Below are 19,028 nucleotides of genomic sequence, written 5' to 3' on the forward strand. Positions count from 1 at the left end.
GTCAGCGCGAGCGTCCCTGCCGGTAGGTGCCGGCGTGCGTCTTCGACAGCTCGGCCGCCTCGGCCAGCCGCGCCATCGACCGGCCCACCTGCGCATGCGTGATGGCAATGCCCAGCGCGTCGGCCGCATCGGCGCCCGGCAGGCCCGGCAGGTCGAGCAGGCGCTTCACCATTTCCTGCACCTGCGCCTTGGCGGCCTGGCCGTGGCCCGCCACCGCCTTTTTCATCTGCAGCGCGGTGTATTCGGCCACCGTGAGCTTGCTGTTGACCAGCGAGGTCACGCAGGCGCCGCGCGCCTGGCCCAGCAGCAGCGTCGACTGCGGATTGACATTGACGAAAATGATCTCGACCGCCGAGGCATCGGGCTGGTAGCGCGCGGCGATTTCCGCAATGCCGTCGAACAGCACCTTGAGCCGCGCCGGCAGGTTGCCGCTGCCCAGGTGGCGCGTGCTGATGGTGCCGCTGGCCACGTAGCGCAGCGCATGGCCGTCCGAGTCGACCACGCCGAAACCGGTGGTCAGGAGGCCGGGGTCGATGCCGAGAATGCGCATGTCAGTTTTCCACCGCGCTGTGGGCGACCCACGAGCATGAAACCGACACGGCCCCAGGCCAGGAACACCGCGGAACCGGCTTTGCCGGGCCGCTGGTGTTGCCCCCTGGAGGGGGGAGTCGAGCTACACGAAGTGAGCGAGGGACGGGGGTGGGTTTCATCCTAGAGGTTGAAGTACCAGCGGATCGAATGGAAGAAGATCGGGGCCGCGAAGCACAGCGCATCGACACGGTCGAGCAGGCCGTTGGCCCCGGTCACGCCCACGCCCTTCTTGCCCCAGTTGGGAATGCCGCGATCTCGCTTGAGCGCCTTCATCACCAGGTGCCCCATGGAGCCCGCGATGCAGGCGATGACGGACACTGCCAGGGCCTGGCCGAACTTGAAGGGCGTGATGAACGAGAACAGCGCGCCCACCAGGCTGGCCACCGCGATGCCGATGCCCCAGCTGGTCCAGTTGAAGCTGCGGCTCACGTTGGGCGCGAAGGGCTTGCGCTGGGTGCGGCGCGAGATCACGTGCTGCACCAGCACCGAGGTCTGCACCACGAACACCAGGAAGAACACGAGGAAGGCGCTCTTGCCCTCGTAGCCCGGAAAGCTCAGCAGCAGCAGCGCGGGCACATGGCTCATGCCGTAGACGCAGACCATGATGCCCCACTGCAGCTTGGCGTTGCGCTCCAGAAAATGGCTCGGGTCGTCGGCCAGCGCACTGGCCACCGGGATCGCGAGGAACACGTAGACCGGAATGAACACGGTGAACAGGTCGAAGCGCGCGGTGGCGACGAGCCAGAACTGGATCGGCAGCACGACGAAGAAGGCCAGGATCAGGCTGCGGTGGTCGCCGCGCCGCGTGGGCGAGAGCGTGATGAACTCGCGCAGCGCGAAGAAGGCGATCAGCGCGAACAGCACGGTGGCCACCGTCTCGCCCAGCGCCCAGCCGACCCAGAACACGATCACCATGAACCAGGTGGTGCCCAGCAGCTTGCGGTAGTGCGCCAGCTCGGCCTGCCAGGCGGCGTCGTGCACGGGGTTGCGGCGTTCCTTGAAGGTGAGGAAGAAGGCCGTGGTGCTCACGACCACGAGCAGCCCGAAGACGATGAGGAACAGGGCCGCGACCTGCTGGGTCGGGGTGAGGCTGCGCAGGAACTGGTTCATGTCAGACCTCGCGCAATGCGATCACCGCGGCACGCGCGCGGTCGAGGAAGGGGCGGCGCTCCTCGCCTTCCTCGACGCGGATCGGCGCGCCGAAGGTGACGGAGCACAGGATCGGCACCGGCACGATCTCGCCCTTGGGCATCACGCGCTGCACGTTGTCGATCCACGCTGGCACCAGCACCACCTCGGGGAACATCGTCGCGAGCGTGTAGAGGCCCGACTTGAACTTCTGCGGCTCTCCCGTGTGGCCGCGCGTGCCCTCCGGAAAGATGATGATCGAGTCGCCGCTGCGCAGCGCTTCGACCAGCGGCGCCAGTGGATCGGAGACGGGCGCGGCAGGTTCCGGCTCCACGGCCGGCGGCGTGACGGCGAGCGGCGCGGCCGGTGGTGGAGGAGGCGGCGGAGCGGGAAGGTCGAGCCGCCCTTGCACTTCGTCGAAGGCTTCGGGCGTGATGTCGACGACGGGCGGTGCCATGGGCGCCATCGGCAACAGGGGCTCCATCGAGGGTTCGATGCGCTCGGACTGTGGCGCAGCAGCGGCATCTCGGACGGGCGGCAGCGGCGCTTCAGGTTCCGCCGGCGCTTCGGCAGGCGCGGCCGGCGCCGTGGCCGCGCGCTCCACATACACCGCGTTGAACACCTCGGTCGTGATCCAGCGCTTGAACGGCGTATTGGCCCAGTAGTCACGCGCCGCAATGGGCCGCGTGATGCTGCGCAGTTCCTCGGGCAGGGCCGCCCAGATCATCACCAGGTCGGCGTGGCTCTGGTGGTTGGCGAAATAGATGCGCTGCTCGGCCTTCGGCGGGCAGCCGTACCAGCGTGCCTGGGCGCCGGTGAGCAACCGGACGATCCCCAACAACAACCAACCCGTGAGCTTTGCCAGCATGGGCGCGATGATACGGGGCATGCGATGGCGTTTCGATCCTCTTTGTCTGGCGTGGGCGATGGCCCTGTTCCTTGTTCTCATCCTGCTGGCCACCATCGGCGCGCTCTGGGGCTGGCTGCGGAGCTTTTTCGGCGACGTGCTGGCCGTGGCGTGGGTCTACCTCGTCTTCAAGACCTTCGTCGCCGCGCGCGTGCTGCCAGTGGGGCTGGCCGCGCTCGGCGTGGGCCTGGCGGTCGAGCTGGGGCAGTTCCTGGCATCGGCCTGGCACCTGCACATTTCGAACCGCGCCCTGCGCATCGTGCTCGGCAGTACCGCCGACTGGTGGGACGTGCTGGCCTATGTGATCGGCTTCGCAGCCGTGCTGGCCATCGAAGCGCTGCGCGAAGCCCTCAGGGCAGCTCGGCCGACGGCATCCGCGCCACGATCGTCGACGCCCTCCCGCTGAGGTAGGACGAGCCGATGCGGCGCTCGAAGAACTTGGGGCTCGGCAGCATCACGGCGAGGCGCGCGGCTTCGGCTGCGCTCAGGCGCGAGGCGGGCTTCCTGAAGTAGTACTGGGCCGCCGCCTCGGCGCCGAACACGCCTTCGCCCCATTCGACGTTGTTGAGGTAGATCTCGAGGATGCGCCGCTTGTCGAGCAGCACCTCGAGCGCCATCGCAAGCGCCAGCTCCTGGCCCTTGCGCAGCAGCGTGCGCTCGCCGGAGAGCAGCAGGTTCTTCGCCAGCTGCTGCGTGATGGTGGAGCCGCCGCGCAGCTGCACCGGCCGCACCGGCTTGCCGCGCGCAATGGCGCGCGCCGCACGCCTGGCCGCCAGCTCCTCGGCCTTGGCGTTGCGCTGGCGCGCACGCTCGATGGCTTCCCATTCCACGCCGTTGTGGTCGATGAAGTCGGCATCCTCGCTCGCGATGACGGCGCGCTTGAGGTTGTCGCTGATCTGCGCGTAGGGCACCCATTCCTGGCGCCAGGCACCCTTGCGGCCCTGGTGGATGGCGATCTGCCAGGCTTCGCTGCGCTGGAACGCGGTGCTTTGCGGATCGATCACCGCCATGGCCGCGATGCGCCCCACGAAGAAAAGCTCCAGTGCCACGCCCGCCACCAGCAGGCAGGCCACCAGCCGCAGCAGCCGCTTCATTGGCCGGCGGCGAGTGAAGCGCGCAATTCGGCCAGCACCTGCGCGGAGGGCGGGCGCACGCCGCGCCAGAACTCGAACGCTTCGGCCGCCTGTTCGACCAGCATGCCGAGCCCGTCGCGCGGCACGGCGCCGTGCGTTTCGGCCCAGGCCATGAAGCCGGCGGCCGCGGGGCCGTACATCAGGTCGACCGCGAGCGCGCCGGGGCGCAGCACCTGCGCGCGCACCGGCACCGCATCGCCAGCGAGGCTGGAGGCCGTGGCATTGACCACCACGTCGAAATTGCCGGTCACCTCGTCGAGCGCCCAGGCTTCGAGCGCCGCGCCATGACTCAGCGCCAATGCCGCATGGCGCTGCACCAGCGCCATGGCCTTGCCGACCGTGCGGTTGGCCACCACGATGCGCGCAGCGCCGGCGTCCAGCAGCGGCCCGAGCACGCCCGCTGCGGCGCCGCCCGCACCGATGAGCAGCAGCTCGCGGCCCGCCAGCGGCACGGCGGCATTGCGCACGATGTCGTTGACCAGCCCGATGCCGTCGGTGTTGTCGGCGTGGATGCTGCCGTCGGCCTCGAAGCGCAGCGTGTTCACCGCCTGCGCAAGCACGGCGCGCTCGCTGGTGTGCAGCGCGAGCGCGGCGGCGTCGAACTTGAACGGCACGGTCACGTTGCAGCCGCGCGCCGTGTCGCCGCGCTCGGCGGCTTCCCGGCGGAAGGCGGCCACGCCTTCGGCAAAGGCGCCGACCGGAACGAGCCGGCGGCTGTAGTCCATCTGCTGCCCGCAGAGTTCGGCAAACCGGGCATGGATGCGCGGCGAGCGGCTGTGCTCGACGGGGTTGCCCATTACGCAATACAGATCCATGGCGCGTGGATTCGCTGTTGTCTATTGGGAGGAGAGCTCGATGGTCTCGTCGCGCGTGAACTTGAAGCGCGACTGCAGCACGATCTGGTCGGTCTCTTTTCGCATTGCGTCGGTGAACTTTCCGAAGCTGCCGATGCTGTGCACGATGGCCTTGGCGCGGCGGTCGAGCACGATGTCGCCCGAGCTTTCGTCGACCACGGTGTCGAGGATCTTGCCGTCGTGGTTGATGGTGATCGTCATCTTGAGCTCGCCATAGAGCTTCTTGCCGGCGGCCGTGGGGAAGTTCTCGGTACCCCGCACCTCGATGCGCCGGCGCAGCGTGTCCACGTAGATGGCGTAGGCCGCCTCGCGCGTGGAAGGGCTCAGGTAGCGCTTCTTGGGGCGCGCGTTTTCTTCATTCACGCGCCGCTCGATCTCGGCCAGCAGCTCCACCATCTGGCGCCGCTTTTCCTCGCGGGCGATGGCTTCCTTCGGATCGCCCGAGGCGCGCGGGTCCGGCGCAGGCATGGCCGCCAGGTCGCGCTTGAGCTGCGCGAGCAGCTGCATCTGCTGGGCCTGCATGGCCTCGACCTGGCGCCGCGCCTCCTCGATCGAGTCGCCGACGGCGGTGAAGCTCGAGGGCGGCAGCGGACTGGTGGCGCGGCCGCGCTCGAGGTCGCCGCCGCCCGCGAGCGAGGTCTGGGCCATCACGCGGGTCTTGGCGTCGGGCTTGTCATTGGTCTTGCTGTTGACCAGGATCACCTCGAGCGGGGTTTCGCTGAAGACCCGGTTGAACGATTCGGGATCGACGAAACGCACCGCCAGAAGTGCGGCGTGCGCGATGACCGACACGCCGAGTGCGATCTGCAGCGTGCTCAGATCCCTGAAGTTCATGGACGACGTTCCTTGGCGCGCATGGGATGACCGGTGCTCATGCCGGCGTGTTTTCCGGGGCCACCTCGCTGTCGCTGAGGTCGACTGCAATGGCGATGGGGCCGGCGACTTCTTCCGCTTCCTCGTCGCCGCCTTCCTCCTCGGCCTCGACATCCACCTTGGGCGCGTCGAGGCGCTCGAGCACGGTGCCGTGCACGTCGAGCGCGATTTCGTCGATCTCGCCGAGCTTCACGCGCAGGCGCGCGCCGCGCTCCTGCTGACCCGCCACCGGGAACACCAGCGGCAGCGTGTCCGCGCGCACCAGCGCGCCGTTCGGGATGTCCTTGATGACGGTCGCCTCGAGCTCGGTGATGCCCCGCTGCTGCAGGTACTTGAGCGTCCAGAAGCGCTCCATGCCGCCCTGGTAGGCGTTGTACGTTGCGTAGGCGGCGTCGAAGCCCGAGAGAATGGAGAACAGGTCCGCATCCTTGGGCTTGAACGGCGCGGCCAGCGCGGCGGTCTTGCCGTGGCGCGCGGCGGCAATGATCTGCCACTGGTTCACCAGGTCGGTGTAGCGGCGCAGCGGCGAGGTGCTCCAGGCATAGCTCTTCACGCCCAGGCCCGCATGCGGCAGGGCCCGCGTACCCATGCGCACCTTGATGCCGGGCGCCAGGCTGGCCTGGCTGCGGTAGAGCCCCGGCACGCCGAGCTCGCCGAGCCAGCCGCCCCAGCTGCTGTTGGCCAGGATCATGGCTTCGGACACAATCAGGTCGAGCGGCGCGCCGCGCTGGCGCGTGGTGATCTGCACCTGCTCGCTGCCGTCCGGTTCGCCGTCGTTGCCCACGAGGCGGAAGTTGTAGTCGGGCCGGTTGAAGTTCTCGGGCTTGCCGCGCACCACTTCGCGCCGGGCCTTCAGCTCTTTCGCGAGGCGGAACAGGAAGGACAGCGGCGCGCGCAGCTTTGCAGCGGCCTCGGGCGTGTTCTCGCTCGTGAACGAAGCGTCTTCGAGCCAGGGCTGCGTGACCACCGCGTCGAGCCGGTCGTGCCGCAGGTTGGCCACGATCGGCACGCGTTCGAGCTTCGTCTCGGTCGATTGCAGTTCGAGCGTGGCTTCGTCGAAGCGCGCGTAGAGCGACACCGCGGGCCGGTCGCCGCCTTCGAGCAGCGTGTAGGTGCTCACGACATCGTCGGGCAGCATGGTGATCTTGTGGCCCGGCATGTAGACCGTGGACATGCGCGCGCGCGCCACCTGGTCGATGGCGCTGCCCGGCGTCAGTGCCAGGCCGGGCGCGGCGATGTGGATGCCGACCGTGACGCTGCCGCTGCCAAGGCCCTGCACCGAGAGTGCATCGTCGATTTCGGTGGTCTGCGAGTCGTCGATCGAGAATGCCTGCACGCCTTCGGCCAGCGGCAGCTCGTCCACGATGGGCGGCGCGGCGAGTGCCGGGAAACCCGTGCCCTTGGGAAAGTTCTCGAACAGGAAGCGCCGCCAGTGGAACTGGTAGGGCGAGTCGATGGCGCCGGCGCGTTCCAGCAACTCGAGCGGCGGGCGCTGGGTGGCGCGCGCGGCGTCGACCACGGCCTTGTATTCGGGCGCGTTCTTGTCGGGCTTGAACAGGATCTTGTAGAGCTGCTCGCGGATTGGCTGCGGGCAGATGCCCTCGGCCAGTTGGGCGGCCCATTCGACGATCTGCGCCTGCACCACTTTCTTCTTCTCGATGGCGGCCAGCGCCTGCTGCAGGATCTCGGCTGGCGCCTTCTTGAAGCGTCCCTTGCCCGCGCGGCGGAAGTAGTGCGGCGCTTCGAACAGCGCGAACAGCGCCGCGGCCTGCTGCGCGAGCGTGGGCTTGTCGCTGAAATAGTCGGACGCGAGGTCGGCAAAACCGAACTCGCCCTCCGGCGCGAATTCCCAGGCCAGGTCGAGGTCCATCGTGGCTGCGAGCGCGCGCGCCTCGGCGATCAGCTCGGCCGGGGCCGGCTTCTCGAAACGCAGAACGATGTTGGCGCCCTTGACCTTGACGCGCTTGCCGGTGTCGAGCTCGACCTGCGCCGATGCTTCGGCCTCCGACAGCACGCGGCCGCCGAGGTACTTGCCGGCTTCTTCAAACAATACAAACATGCCCGGATTGTCCCAGACTTGGGGACGCGCACGGGCCTGGCTGCTGCGCGATGCCTGCCGGGCTTCAGACGGGATTGATGAACGCGATCACGTCGTCGAGGTGGTTTTCCTCGAAATCGGACAGCGCATGGTCGCCGCCCTCGATCAGCTTGATGTTGCTGTCGGGGTAGCGTGCCGAGGTTTCGTGCCAGTCGAGCGCTTCGTCGCCCTTGGCGATGATGGCCAGCACGCGCTCGGGGCGGGTGAGCGCGCCGACCTCCATGGTGCGCAGCTCCTGGATGTATTCGGGCTTGAAATAGAAGTGCTCGGCCGGGTCGTGCCAGGCGGTCTGGTCGCCGATGTAGCGCGCAAGGTCGCGCGCCGGATGCACCGCCGGATTCAGCAGCACGGCGCGGCAGCGCGTCATGCCGGCCACGTAGGTGGCATAGAAGCCGCCCAGCGAGGACCCGACCACGGCCATCGACTTGCGCGGCCAGTCCGCGATGCCCTTCATCACCATGTCGATGGCCTCGCGTGGCGAGGGTGGCAGCTGCGGGCACCACCACTGCAGGTCCGGGTGCTCGCGGGCCACGCGCGCTGCCATCAGCCGCGCCTTGGTGGAGCGGGGCGAGGAGCGGAATCCGTGCAGATACAACAGGTGAGTGGTTTGCGGGTCCATGCGGGGCGGAGACTGGAAGTGGTGCGGTCTACACAGCTCCCTGGAAGGAGCCGGTTGATTTTGCATGAGGACCGTGCGCCCGACGCGGTCGTCGGCGCACGAGGCTTCGATATGAGGGCTTACTGCACGGGCAAGCTGGTTTGCCACAGGGTCCATGGACGATGCCAAGAGGCAAAAAGTATTCAACCGAAATGCGCGACCGGACTCGCAAGTCGAAGCGAGTTTCAACGGCCCGCGCCGCTGTCCGCATCCCATGAAAACGGGAGGTCCGCCGGCTCTTTTGCGTTGCGCCGAAGCTTATGCTCAAGCCCATGAATATCGAGGCAACGGACACCGGGAAGACGCACCGCTGGGGCGTGCTCGTGGTCGAGGACGACAGCCGCGCGCGCGCCTTCTTCGAGGCGAGCGTGCAGCGCAGCGCCAGCCTTTTCTGGCTCGGTAGCGCCGGCACGGTGCACGAGGCACTGGCGTGGATGGCCCAGACCACCATCATTCCCGACGTGCTGCTCGTCGATCTCGGCATGCCCGACGGCAGCGGGCTCGACGTGATCCGCGAGGCCGTGGCGCGCTTTCCGGGCTGCGAGCCGCTGGTGATCTCGGTCTTCGGCGATGAGGAAAACGTGCTTGCCAGCATCGAGGCCGGCGCCGTCGGCTACATCCACAAGGACGCTGCGCCGGAAGACATTGCGCAGACCATCGTCGAGATGAAGGCCGGCGCCTCGCCGATCTCGCCCATGATCGCGCGGCGCGTGCTGGCCAAGTACCGCAGCCTGCAGCTGGCCGGAACGCTCGCCGCCGCGCCACCCGAGGCGGCCCTCGGCACCACCACGGCGCCCAGCCTGCTGTCCGCGCGCGAGCACGAGGTGCTGACCTTGATAGCGCGCGGTTTTTCCTATGCCGAGATCGCGCGCCTCAAGGGCCTGAGCGTGCACACAGTGCAGACGCACATCAAGAATCTCTACGGCAAGCTGGCCGTGCACTCCAAGAGCGAGGCCGTGTTCGAGGCCACGCGCCTCGGCCTGCTGTCCCATCCGGGGTGAATCGCGTGGCCGGACGCATGTTCGGGCGGGCGGGCAGGGCGCTTGCTGAGCTATGGCTCGCGGCAACTCTGATGCTGGCGGCGCAGCCGGCGGCGGCCGCGCCGGCCGAGGGCACGATCGAACTGCGCCGCGGCACCGTGTGGACCACCGTCGACGGCGCCACGCACAAGGCGCCCGTCGAACTCTCCTACCACTGGGACCGCCAGCACGGCGGACGCCCCGGCTACGCGACCTTCGAGCTGCCATTCACGCTCGAAGCCGAGCCCGAGGTGCCCTGGGGCATCTTCATTCCACGCGCCGGCAGCGTTCTGGAGGTGTGGCTCAATGACGCGCTGCTGCAGGTCTACGGCGACCTGACCCGCGGCAACGGGGCGGACTACGCCAAGGCGCCGCTGTACGTGCCGGTGCCGGGGCACCTGCTGAAGGCCGGCGAGAACCGCCTGCAGGTTCGCATACGGGCCGACAGCGCCCGCCGGGCCGGGCTTTCGCGCGTGACCATCGGAGCCGCGACGCCGGTGCGCACCGATCTCTTCGAAAGCGCCTATGCCTGGCGCTTCACCGGCTCGGTGCTCCTGACCGCCTTCAGCCTGATTGTCGGCAGCATCGCGCTGGCGCTGTGGCTCACGCAGGTGGATGCCGCTGCCACCGGATGGCGCCGGCGCGACAGCCTCTATTTCTGGGCCGCGCTGGCCGAGTTCTGCTGGGCGATCCGGGTGGCCGACGGCGTGATCGCCGAGCCGCCGCTGCCCTGGGGCGCCTGGGGCGTGCTCATGGCCACCTGCTATGCGGGCTGGGCCGCGTCCGCCATGATGTTCTGCTACCAGCTGGCAGGCTGGGACGGCAGCCCGCGCATGCGCTGGCTGCGCTGGCCGATGGCCGGCGTGGTGCCCGGAACCGTGATGGCCACCGCCCTCGCGCTCCACCGCGAACAGCCCTATTGGCTCACCGGCTGGCTCGCACTGGAGATCGTGTTCGTTGCGCTGTTCGTCGGTGCCTTTGCCGTGGCCACCATCCGGCGGCCGAACGTGGGCCGCGTGCTCGTGGCTGCCGCCGCACTGGTGACGCTGGGCTTCGGCACCCGCGACTGGCTCGTGATCCGCCTGAGCGACACCTACGGCGAGACCACCTGGGTGCGCTATTCCTCCGTGTTCTTCGGCATCGCGCTGCTGCTGATCGTCTTGCGGCGCTTCCATGCCGCAAGCGTGCAGGCGCGCGGCTCGGTCGCTGCCCTGGCCGAACGCGTGGCGCAGCGCGAGCGTGAACTCGCATCCACCTTCGCCGCGCTCGAACAGGTGGCGCGCGACCAGGCGCGCACCCACGAGCGCGAGCGCATCCTGCGCGACATGCACGACGGCGTGGGCTCGCACATCAGCTCGGCCATCCGGCAACTGCAGTCGGGCCAGGCCAGGCCGGAGGAACTGCTGCGGACGCTGTGCGACTCGCTCGACCAGCTCAAGCTGGCCATCGACTCCATTCACCTGCCGCCAGGCGACGTCGGCGCCCTGCTGGCGGCACTGCGCTACCGGCTGGAGCCGCGCCTGGCGGCCGCGGGCATTCAGTTCGAATGGGCGGTGGACGAGGTGCCCGACGTGAAGCGGCTCGACGCCCAAGCCATGCGGCAACTGCAGTTCCTGCTGTTCGAGGCGATTTCCAACGTGCTGCAGCACGCCCAGGCCAGGACCCTCCGGATCGAGGCCGAAGCGCTGGCCGGCGCCGTGCAGCTGCGCGTGATCGACGACGGCCGGGGCTTCGATGCGCTGCAGGTGCCCAGGGCGCTGGCGGAGCGCGCCGCCGCCATCGGCGCCCGGCTGGCGCTCGAAAGCCGACCGGGGCGCACGGTCGTTCAGCTCGGCTTCGGCTGAGGTGCGCCGCGGGGCGCGGATAATCCGCCCCCATGTCCGCAGTGTTCAACCAGCCCTCCCTGGCGCGCCGGGTCGCGCCCATCTTCCAGGGCTTCGACGGTTTTCTGGCCTTCGCCGTGCTGCTGCTGGCTTTCGCCGGGCTGCTGACCATGTATTCGTCGGGCTACGACCATGGTTCGCGCTTTGCCGACCACGGCCGCAACATGCTGCTGGCGGGTTTCATCATGTTCGTGGTGGCCCAGGTGCCGCCGCAGCGGCTGATGATGTTCGCGGTGCCGCTCTACGCGACCGGGGTGGCGCTGCTGATCGCGGTGGCGCTGTTCGGCATCACCAAGAAGGGCGCACAGCGCTGGATCAACGTGGGCGTGGTGATCCAGCCCAGCGAAATCCTCAAGATCGCGATGCCGCTGATGCTGGCCTGGTGGTTCCAGCGCCGCGAGGGCCAGCTGCGGCCGCTCGATTTCGTGGTGGCCACGGTGCTGCTGGCGGTGCCGGTCGGGCTCATCATGAAACAGCCCGACCTGGGCACCTCGCTGCTGGTGCTGGCGGCCGGCATGGCGGTGATCTTCTTTGCCGGGCTGCCCTGGAAGCTGATCGTGCCGCCGGTGGTGATCGGCGCCGTGGCGGTCACGCTGATCGTGGGCTTCGAGTCGCAGCTGTGCGCCGACGGCGTCGACTGGCGCGTGCTGCACGACTACCAGAAGCAGCGCGTGTGCACGCTGCTCGACCCCAGCAAGGACCCGCTGGGCAAGGGCTTCCACATCATCCAGGGCATGATCGCGATCGGTTCGGGCGGCGTCGGCGGCAAGGGCTTCATGCAGGGCACGCAGACGCACCTCGAATTCATTCCCGAGCGCACCACCGACTTCATCTTCGCCGCCTATTCCGAGGAGTTCGGCCTGGTCGGCAACCTGGCGCTGATCGCGGCCTTCATCCTGCTGATCTTCCGCGGGCTGGCCATCGCCGCTGCGGCGCAGACCCTGTTCTCGCGCCTGCTCGCGGGCGCGGTCACGATGATTTTCTTCACCTATGCCTTCGTCAACATGGGCATGGTGAGCGGCATCCTGCCGGTGGTGGGCGTGCCGCTGCCGTTCATCAGCTATGGCGGCACCGCCATGGTCACGCTGGGGCTGGGGCTGGGCATCCTGATGTCGATCGCCCGGGCCAGGAAGCTGGCCCAGAACTAATTCCAGAAACACCGAGGAACCGGCTTTGCCGGGCCTCTGGTGTTGCCCCCGGTAGGGGGTGGGCGAAAGCGACACGAAGTGCGCGAAGCCTGGGGGCGAGCAATAATCAGGAATGATCTCCCGCGAACCCACCATCGAGCGCCTCGCCACGGCGCAAAAGCTCCTGCTCACGCCCTTCGGCCTCGACGAATCGCACCTGGGCAAGGCCCTGGCCGAGATCACCGCACACAGGGTGGACGACGCCGACCTGTACTTCCAGTACACGCGCAGCGAAGGCTGGAGCCTCGAGGAGGGCATCGTCAAGACCGGCAGCTTCAGCATCGACCAGGGCGTCGGCGTGCGCGCGGTCAGCGGTGAGAAGACGGCCTTCGCCTATTCGGACGACATCTCCGAAGCTTCGCTGCTCGACGCGGCCCGCACGGTGCGCTCGATTTCCTCCGCAGGCCGCACCGGCCGCGTGAAGACCGCAACCCGCAAGATCGCCTCGAGCCGGTCGCTCTACAACGGCATCGACCCCATTTCCACCCTCGACAGCACGGCCAAGGTCAAGCTGCTCGAAAGGGTCGAGAAGCTGGCGCGTTCGCGCGACCCGCGCGTGGCGCAGGTCATGGCGGGCCTCGCTAGCGAATACGACGTGGTGCTGGTGGCGCGCGCCGACGGCACGCTGGCGGCCGACGTGCGCCCGCTGGTGCGCCTGTCGGTCACCGTGATCGCCGAACAGAACGGCCGGCGCGAGGTCGGCTCGGGCGGTGGCGGCGGGCGTTTCGGCCTGGCCTACTTCAACGACGCGCAGATTGCCGAATACGTCGACCAGGCCGTGAAGGCCGCGCTGACCAATCTCGATGCACGCCCGGCGCCCGCCGGCGAAATGACCGTGGTGCTCGGCTCCGGCTGGCCCGGCATCCTGCTGCACGAAGCCATCGGCCACGGCCTGGAAGGCGACTTCAACCGCAAGGGCTCGAGCGCCTTCTCGGGCCGCATCGGCCAGCGCGTGGCGGCCAAGGGCGTGACGGTGCTCGACGACGGCACCATTGCCGACCGCCGCGGCTCGCTCAACGTCGACGACGAAGGCAACGCCAGCCAGCGCAACGTGCTGATCGAGGACGGCATCCTCAAGGGCTACATCCAGGATTCGCTCAACGCGCGCCTCATGAAGGTCAAGACCACGGGCAACGGCCGCCGCGAAAGCTACGCCCACGTGCCGATGCCGCGCATGACCAACACCTACATGCTCGGCGGCGACAAGGACCCGAAGGAAATCGTGGCCAGCATCAAGAAGGGCCTCTATGCCACCAACTTCGGCGGCGGGCAGGTCGACATCACGAGCGGCAAGTTCGTGTTCTCGGCCAGCGAGGCCTTCTGGGTCGAGAACGGCAAGATCCAGTACCCGGTCAAGGGCGCGACCATCGTGGGCAACGGCCCCGACGCGCTCACCCGCGTGACCATGATCGGCAACGACATGGCGCTGGATTCGGGCGTGGGCACCTGCGGCAAGGAAGGCCAGAGCGTGCCGGTCGGCGTCGGCCAGCCCACCCTGCGCATCGATGGTTTGACCGTAGGCGGAACGGCCTGAGAGCTTGTAAGCTCCGCTCCTCATTTCTTACAAAGAGGAGCATTCGATGAGGATCAGGATCAATTCGTCTGCGGCCCTGTGGGCCGCGGCTGCCGCCGTGGCGCTGGCAACCGCAGGTTGCGCTTCGCGCGGCGGTTCGGGCGACAGCAGCCAGCCCGCGGCATCGGCACCTGCGGCCAGCGCCCCCGCGGCCCCGGCACGCGGCGGCGCCAAGGCCGGCATGGACGCCAAGGGCAACGTCGTTGATTCCTCCAAGGTCGAAGCCGGCAGCGGCCGCACCGTCAAGGGCCTGAATGGCTACGAAGGCGAGATCACCGGCAATCCGGCGCGCAACAGCAGGTTCACGCGGCTGCAGATCGGCATGAGCGCCAAGCAGGTCACCGACCTTGCCGGCCCGCCGACCGACCAGGGCGCCTACGTGACGGGCAAGGCCTTCATCCCGTTCTATTTCGGCAGCGACCGCCATCGCTACGAGATGACCTACAAGGGCCAGGGCCGCCTGGTCTTCGCGGGCGGCGGCATGGGCGACTACTCCAGCGGCAACCTGATCTGGATCATCCACAACCCCAACGAATCCGGCTACCGCTGAGCCCTTGAAGCCGGGCCTTTGCCCGGCTTTTCGTTTTCCGTGCTACATTTCGCCCACATGTCCGCCCTCCGCGCTTATTTCTTTGCCTACTTTTGGTTCCCGGTTTCCGGCGGACGAGAGGCGAGCGCGTAAAGCAAACGAACACCCTCCCAAAACCGCCGGCGCCTCGAGCCCCGGCGGTTTTTTTATGCCCTGACGATATCCACTCCAACAAGGAAAGCACCATGAGCACGAACACTGCCCCCGCCAGCGACAGCTGGTATGCGAGCGTCGAAAAAACCAGCAAGACCGACGACGAACGCATCAAGGACATCAACGTGCTGCCCCCTCCCGAACACCTGATCCGCTTCTTCCCGATTCGCGGCACGCCGGTCGAGACGCTGATCGAAGGCACCCGCCGCAGCATCCACAACATCATGGCGGGCAAGGACGACCGGCTGCTGGTGGTGATGGGCCCGTGCTCCATCCACGACCCGGCCGCGGCGCTCGAATACGCCCGCCGACTCAAGGCGGAGCGCGAAAAGTACGCCGGCACGCTCGAGATCGTGATGCGCGTGTACTTCGAGAAGCCGCGCACCACGGTCGGCTGGAAGGGCCTGATCAACGACCCGTACCTGGACGAGAGCTACCGCATCGACGAGGGCCTGCGCATGGCGCGCCAGCTGCTGATCGACATCAACCGGCTCGGCCTGCCCGCAGGCAGCGAGTTCCTCGACGTGATCTCGCCGCAGTACATCGGCGACCTGATCGCCTGGGGCGCCATCGGCGCGCGCACCACCGAAAGCCAGGTGCACCGCGAGCTGGCCTCGGGCCTGTCGGCGCCCATCGGCTTCAAGAACGGCACCGACGGCAACATCCGCATCGCCACCGACGCCATTCAGGCGGCGGCGCGCGGCCACCACTTTCTCTCGGTGCACAAGAACGGCCAGGTCGCCATCGTGCAGACCAACGGCAACCGCGACTGCCACGTCATCCTGCGCGGCGGCAAGGCGCCGAACTACGATGCCGCCAGCGTCGAGGCGGCCTGCAAGGACCTCGAGGCCGCCAAGCTCCCGCCCACGCTGATGGTCGACTGCAGCCACGCCAACAGCTCCAAGCAGCACCAGAAGCAGATCGACGTGGCGAAGGACATCGCCAACCAGCTCGCCGAGGGTTCGAACCGCGTCTTCGGCGTGATGGTCGAAAGCCACCTGCAAGCCGGCGCGCAGAAGTTCACGCCGGGCAAGGACCAGCTCTCGGGCCTCGAATACGGCAAGAGCATCACCGACGCCTGCCTGGGCTGGGACGACTCGGTGCAGGTGCTCGACACCCTGTCGCAGGCGATCAAGCGGCGCCGGGGTTAAAGCATTCCGGCCAGTTCGGGCCAGTGGTGCCGCATTGCGGCGGCTTCATCGCTGTCTGGCGGCACCAGGGAGAAGTCGGCGAAGTCGAAGCCCGGCCCGACCATGCAGGCGACCAGCGTGTAGTCGCCGCTCGCGTGGCCCTGGATCGGCCGGGCGGCCTGCCACTGGCCGGCCGGCACCACGTGCTGGGGCCGCGTGCCATGGGCGTCGACCGGCCCCAGCCGCACATGGGCCGGGGCCGTGCGCAGCGCGGCGTCGCAGGTCCAGAGCGCGAGCGGCACGCCTTCCAGGTGCACCCACACTTCATCCGACAGCACCCGGTGCCAGCGCGAATGCTGTCCGGCCTCGAGCAGGAAGTAGATGCTGGTGAGCGCACTGCGCGGCGCGCGGCCGTCGGTGGGAACGACGCTCGCCGCCGAGCGGAACACCTCGCTGTACCAGCCGCCCTCGGGGTGGGGCTGCAGCTTCAGGCTCTCGATCAGTTCGCGGGCGCGCATGGCCGTCATGGCGCGGCGTCGGCGCGCAGTGCCGCGAGCAGCCTGTCGTGCACGCCGCCGAAGCCGCCGTTGCTCATGCACACGACATGGTCGCCAGGCCGCGCCGCCGCGACGATCTGCGCCACCAGCGGTTCGATGGCAGCGGCCACCTGTGCGCGTTCGCCCATCGGCGCGAGGGCTGCGGCGGCGTCCCAGTCGAGCCCGGCCGTGTGGCAGAACGACAGGTCGGCCGCTTCCAGGCTCCACGGCAGCTGCGCCGCCATGACGCCCAGCTTCATCGTGTTGCTGCGCGGCTCGAAGGCCGCAAGGATGCGTTCGCCTTGCCGGCCGGCGTCGTCGAGCTTCTTGCGCAGCCCGTCGAGCGTGGTGCGGATGGCGGTGGGGTGGTGGGCGAAATCGTCGTAGACGGTGATCGCGCCGCCGCTGCGCTCGACGGTGCCGCGCAGTTCCATCCGGCGGCGAACGTTCCTGAAGCTGCCCAGCGCGCGCGCCGCATCGGCCGGCGCCACGCCCACGTGCTCGGCGGCCGCAATGGCGGCCAACGCGTTCATCTGGTTGTGCAGGCCCGAGAGGTCCCACTCGACCCGGCCGACGGCTTCGCCGTGGCGCAGCACGTCGAAGGCGTCATGCGTGCCGCGGGCCTGCCATTCACCGCCCGCGCCGAAGCGCGCCAGCTCGCTCCAGCAGCCCTGCGCCAGCACGCGCTGCAGGCTTTCCTCGGTGGCGTTCACCACCAGCCGGCCGGTGCCGGGAACGGTGCGCACGAGGTGGTGGAACTGGCGTTCGATGGCGGCCAGGTCGTCGAAGATGTCGGCGTGGTCGAACTCCAGGTTGTTGAGGACCGCGGTGCGCGGGCGGTAGTGCACGAACTTGCTGCGCTTGTCGAAGAAGGCCGTGTCGTATTCGTCTGCCTCGATGACGAAGGCTGGGCCCTCGCCGAGCCGCGCCGAGACACCGAAGTCGAGCGGCACCCCGCCGATCAGGAACCCCGGCGCCTTGCCGCCCTGTTCGAGCACCCAGGCCAGCATCGAGGTGGTGGTCGTCTTGCCATGGGTGCCGGCCACGGCCAGAACATGGCGGCCGAGCAGCACATGCTCGGCCAGCCATTGCGGGCCGCTGGTGTAGGGCTTGCCGGCGTCGAGGATGGCTTCCATCAGCGGAAACTTGGGCGTGCCGTCGGCCAGCCGGGCCCTCGAAACCACGTTGCCGACCACGAAGACGTCGGGTGAAAGCGCGAGCTGGTCCGCGCCGAAGCCCTCGATCAGGTCGATGCCGAGCGACCGGAGCTGGTCGCTCATGGGCGGGTACACGCCGGCGTCGCAGCCCGTGACCCGGTGGCCTGCCTCGCGCGCCAGGGCGGCCAATCCGCCCATGAACGTGCCGCAGATGCCAAGAATATGAATGTGCATCGGGCGATTCTAGGGAGGCGGCAAGCGGTGCACGCGCTCCAGTCCTCGTCCCTTGTACTGATGTTTGTGCGAGGGGCGCCTTACTGCGGGCAAAATGTGCCGATGGACACGTCCACCAAGCGCGAGATTGCCGCCACTGCAGCCCGCCTCGTCGTCGAGGAGGGGCTGGAGTACGGTCCGGCCAAGCGCCGGGCGCTGCGCGACCTGGGCTTGTCCTCGCGCACGGCGCTGCCGAACAACGACGAGGTGGAGGCTGAGGTGCGCGACTACATCGCGCTCTATTGCGCCGACACCCAGCCGCAGGAGCTGCGTGCGCTGCGGCTGCTCGCGCTCGAATGGATGGAGCGCATGGCGGCGTTCCGTCCGCATGTGGGGGGCGCGGTCTGGCACGGCACCGCCACGCGGTTGTCAGACATTTATATTCAATTGTTCTGCGATGATTCCAAGTCGGCCGAGATTGCCCTGATCGACCACCACGTGGACTACGAGCCGCGGATGGTCACCGGGTTTCACGGCGAGCAGGTGGAGGCGCTGAGCGTGCACGCCGCAAGCCGTGCCCTGGGCGAGGAAATCGGCGTGCACCTGCTGGTGTACGACCTTGACGACCTGCGCGGTGCGCTCCGGCCCGACGCCCAGGGCCGCACGCCGCGCGGCGACCTCGCGGCGCTGCGCCGGCTGATCGAAAGTGAAAAGGACAGTGAATGACTTCTTCGCCCACACGGCGAGGCCTCCTTTATGGCGGCGTGGCGGTCGCGGCCGCTGCGGCCGGCCTGGGCGGCGCATGGTGGCGTGAGCGCGGCAGCAGCCCGAAGGGCGAGGTGCTGGCCGCGAGTTTCTGGGAGCAGCGCTTCGAGCGGCCGGAGGGCGGCGAACTGGTTTTTTCCAGTTTGCGCGGCAAACCGCTGCTGCTCAACTTCTGGGCCACGTGGTGTCCGCCGTGTGTTGAAGAAATGCCGATGATCGACCGCTTCTTCCGCGAAAATAGTGCGAACGGCTGGCAAGTTGTGGGCTTGGCCATCGACCAGCCCAGCGCGGTGCGCAAGTTCCTGCAGAAGACGCCGGTCAGCTATCCCACGGGCCTGGCCGGCCTGCAGGGGACCGAACTGGTCAAGAACCTAGGCAACACGGGCGGCGGATTGCCGTTCACGCTGGTCCTGAACGGCACGGGCGAAGTGGCGGCTCGTAAAATGGGCAAGCTCGAAGCGGCCGACCTGGACGCTTGGCGGCGTGAACTGGTTCACGGTTAGAATCAGATACACACTCGGCATTAGCCGCCAATCGCTGAAAATCACCGATTTTTAGCCAAGTTACATCCTATTGACCGG

19 protein-coding genes are annotated in these 19,028 nt (G+C 68.3%); 9 read left to right on the forward strand and 10 right to left on the reverse strand.

Going from position 1 to position 19,028, the window contains the following annotated elements; genetic code table 11:
* Window position 1: 1 nt before the first annotated feature.
* From ruvC to FB547_RS06580, 3 genes are all read right to left on the reverse strand, one after another.
* The gene (ruvC, locus tag FB547_RS06570; RefSeq protein WP_145740669.1) at window positions 2-550 is read right to left on the reverse strand and encodes a crossover junction endodeoxyribonuclease RuvC; all 549 of its coding nucleotides are present in this window, start codon (window positions 548-550) and stop codon (window positions 2-4) included.
* 161 nt (window positions 551-711) lie between these two features.
* Window positions 712-1,701: a phosphatidate cytidylyltransferase gene (locus tag FB547_RS06575; protein ID WP_145740671.1), complete on the reverse strand. Its 990-nt coding sequence runs from the start codon at window positions 1,699-1,701 to the stop codon at window positions 712-714.
* Window position 1,702: 1 nt separating this feature from the next.
* Window positions 1,703-2,587 (reverse strand): lysophospholipid acyltransferase family protein, encoded by an 885-nt coding sequence (locus FB547_RS06580; RefSeq protein WP_145740673.1) that lies wholly within the window; start codon window positions 2,585-2,587, stop codon window positions 1,703-1,705.
* On the opposite strand from FB547_RS06580, the gene FB547_RS06585 reads away from it, so the two are divergent.
* Window positions 2,586-3,032 (forward strand): DUF2809 domain-containing protein, encoded by a 447-nt coding sequence (locus FB547_RS06585; RefSeq protein ID WP_374710105.1) that lies wholly within the window; start codon window positions 2,586-2,588, stop codon window positions 3,030-3,032. The two genes, FB547_RS06580 and FB547_RS06585, sit on opposite strands and share 2 nt — an antisense overlap.
* Here FB547_RS06585 and FB547_RS06590 read toward each other — a convergent pair.
* From FB547_RS06590 to FB547_RS06610, 5 genes are all read right to left on the reverse strand, one after another.
* Window positions 2,977-3,720 carry a transglycosylase domain-containing protein gene (locus FB547_RS06590; RefSeq protein ID WP_145740674.1) on the reverse strand — a complete coding sequence of 248 codons (744 nt, stop codon included), beginning with the start codon at window positions 3,718-3,720 and terminating at the stop codon, window positions 2,977-2,979. The two genes, FB547_RS06585 and FB547_RS06590, sit on opposite strands and share 56 nt — an antisense overlap.
* On the reverse strand, window positions 3,717-4,574 hold the full coding sequence (aroE, locus tag FB547_RS06595; protein ID WP_145740676.1) for a shikimate dehydrogenase: 858 nt from the start codon (window positions 4,572-4,574) through the stop codon (window positions 3,717-3,719). The genes FB547_RS06590 and aroE overlap by 4 nt, the downstream gene beginning before the upstream one ends.
* A gap of 21 nt (window positions 4,575-4,595) precedes the next feature.
* Window positions 4,596-5,447, reverse strand: a complete 852-nt coding sequence (locus tag FB547_RS06600) for an energy transducer TonB (protein WP_145740678.1) — start codon at window positions 5,445-5,447, stop codon at window positions 4,596-4,598.
* Window positions 5,448-5,484: 37 nt separating this feature from the next.
* On the reverse strand, window positions 5,485-7,545 hold the full coding sequence (locus FB547_RS06605) for a ribonuclease catalytic domain-containing protein (protein ID WP_145740680.1): 2,061 nt from the start codon (window positions 7,543-7,545) through the stop codon (window positions 5,485-5,487).
* Window positions 7,546-7,609: 64 nt separating this feature from the next.
* Entirely contained in the window at window positions 7,610-8,203 is a 594-nt protein-coding gene (locus FB547_RS06610) for a YqiA/YcfP family alpha/beta fold hydrolase (RefSeq protein WP_145740682.1), read from the reverse strand.
* A gap of 299 nt (window positions 8,204-8,502) precedes the next feature.
* On the opposite strand from FB547_RS06610, the gene FB547_RS06615 reads away from it, so the two are divergent.
* From FB547_RS06615 to FB547_RS06640, 6 genes are all read left to right on the forward strand, one after another.
* Window positions 8,503-9,243 carry a response regulator transcription factor gene (locus tag FB547_RS06615; protein WP_145740684.1) on the forward strand — a complete coding sequence of 247 codons (741 nt, stop codon included), beginning with the start codon at window positions 8,503-8,505 and terminating at the stop codon, window positions 9,241-9,243.
* 71 nt (window positions 9,244-9,314) lie between these two features.
* Window positions 9,315-11,105, forward strand: coding sequence for an ATP-binding protein (locus FB547_RS06620; RefSeq protein WP_261380237.1), 1,791 nt, complete (start codon window positions 9,315-9,317; stop codon window positions 11,103-11,105).
* A gap of 32 nt (window positions 11,106-11,137) precedes the next feature.
* Window positions 11,138-12,292 carry a rod shape-determining protein RodA gene (gene rodA / locus FB547_RS06625; protein WP_145740686.1) on the forward strand — a complete coding sequence of 385 codons (1,155 nt, stop codon included), beginning with the start codon at window positions 11,138-11,140 and terminating at the stop codon, window positions 12,290-12,292.
* Window positions 12,293-12,404: 112 nt separating this feature from the next.
* On the forward strand, window positions 12,405-13,865 hold the full coding sequence (gene tldD / locus FB547_RS06630) for a metalloprotease TldD (RefSeq protein ID WP_145740688.1): 1,461 nt from the start codon (window positions 12,405-12,407) through the stop codon (window positions 13,863-13,865).
* Window positions 13,866-13,911: 46 nt separating this feature from the next.
* Complete coding sequence (locus FB547_RS06635) at window positions 13,912-14,454, forward strand: hypothetical protein (protein ID WP_145740689.1); 543 nt, start codon at window positions 13,912-13,914, stop codon at window positions 14,452-14,454.
* 224 nt (window positions 14,455-14,678) lie between these two features.
* Window positions 14,679-15,797, forward strand: coding sequence for a 3-deoxy-7-phosphoheptulonate synthase (locus FB547_RS06640; protein ID WP_145740691.1), 1,119 nt, complete (start codon window positions 14,679-14,681; stop codon window positions 15,795-15,797).
* On the opposite strand, the gene FB547_RS06645 is transcribed toward FB547_RS06640, so the two are convergent.
* Both FB547_RS06645 and mpl read right to left on the reverse strand, forming a co-directional pair.
* Window positions 15,794-16,303 (reverse strand): cupin domain-containing protein, encoded by a 510-nt coding sequence (locus tag FB547_RS06645; RefSeq protein ID WP_145740693.1) that lies wholly within the window; start codon window positions 16,301-16,303, stop codon window positions 15,794-15,796. The two genes, FB547_RS06640 and FB547_RS06645, sit on opposite strands and share 4 nt — an antisense overlap.
* On the reverse strand, window positions 16,300-17,703 hold the full coding sequence (gene mpl, locus FB547_RS06650; protein WP_145740695.1) for a UDP-N-acetylmuramate:L-alanyl-gamma-D-glutamyl-meso-diaminopimelate ligase: 1,404 nt from the start codon (window positions 17,701-17,703) through the stop codon (window positions 16,300-16,302). Before mpl ends, FB547_RS06645 begins: the two co-directional genes overlap by 4 nt.
* Window positions 17,704-17,805: 102 nt before the next feature.
* Here mpl and FB547_RS06655 point away from each other — a divergent pair, with 102 nt between their 5' ends.
* Together FB547_RS06655 and FB547_RS06660 are read left to right on the forward strand one after the other, a co-directional pair.
* The gene (locus tag FB547_RS06655) at window positions 17,806-18,408 is read left to right on the forward strand and encodes a hypothetical protein (RefSeq protein WP_145740697.1); all 603 of its coding nucleotides are present in this window, start codon (window positions 17,806-17,808) and stop codon (window positions 18,406-18,408) included.
* Complete coding sequence (locus FB547_RS06660; protein ID WP_145740698.1) at window positions 18,405-18,950, forward strand: TlpA family protein disulfide reductase; 546 nt, start codon at window positions 18,405-18,407, stop codon at window positions 18,948-18,950. The genes FB547_RS06655 and FB547_RS06660 overlap by 4 nt, the downstream gene beginning before the upstream one ends.
* Window positions 18,951-19,028 lie beyond the last annotated feature (78 nt).

The organism is Variovorax beijingensis (assembly GCF_007828835.1).
GTDB classification, from domain to species: Bacteria; Pseudomonadota; Gammaproteobacteria; order Burkholderiales; family Burkholderiaceae_C; genus Variovorax; species Variovorax beijingensis_A.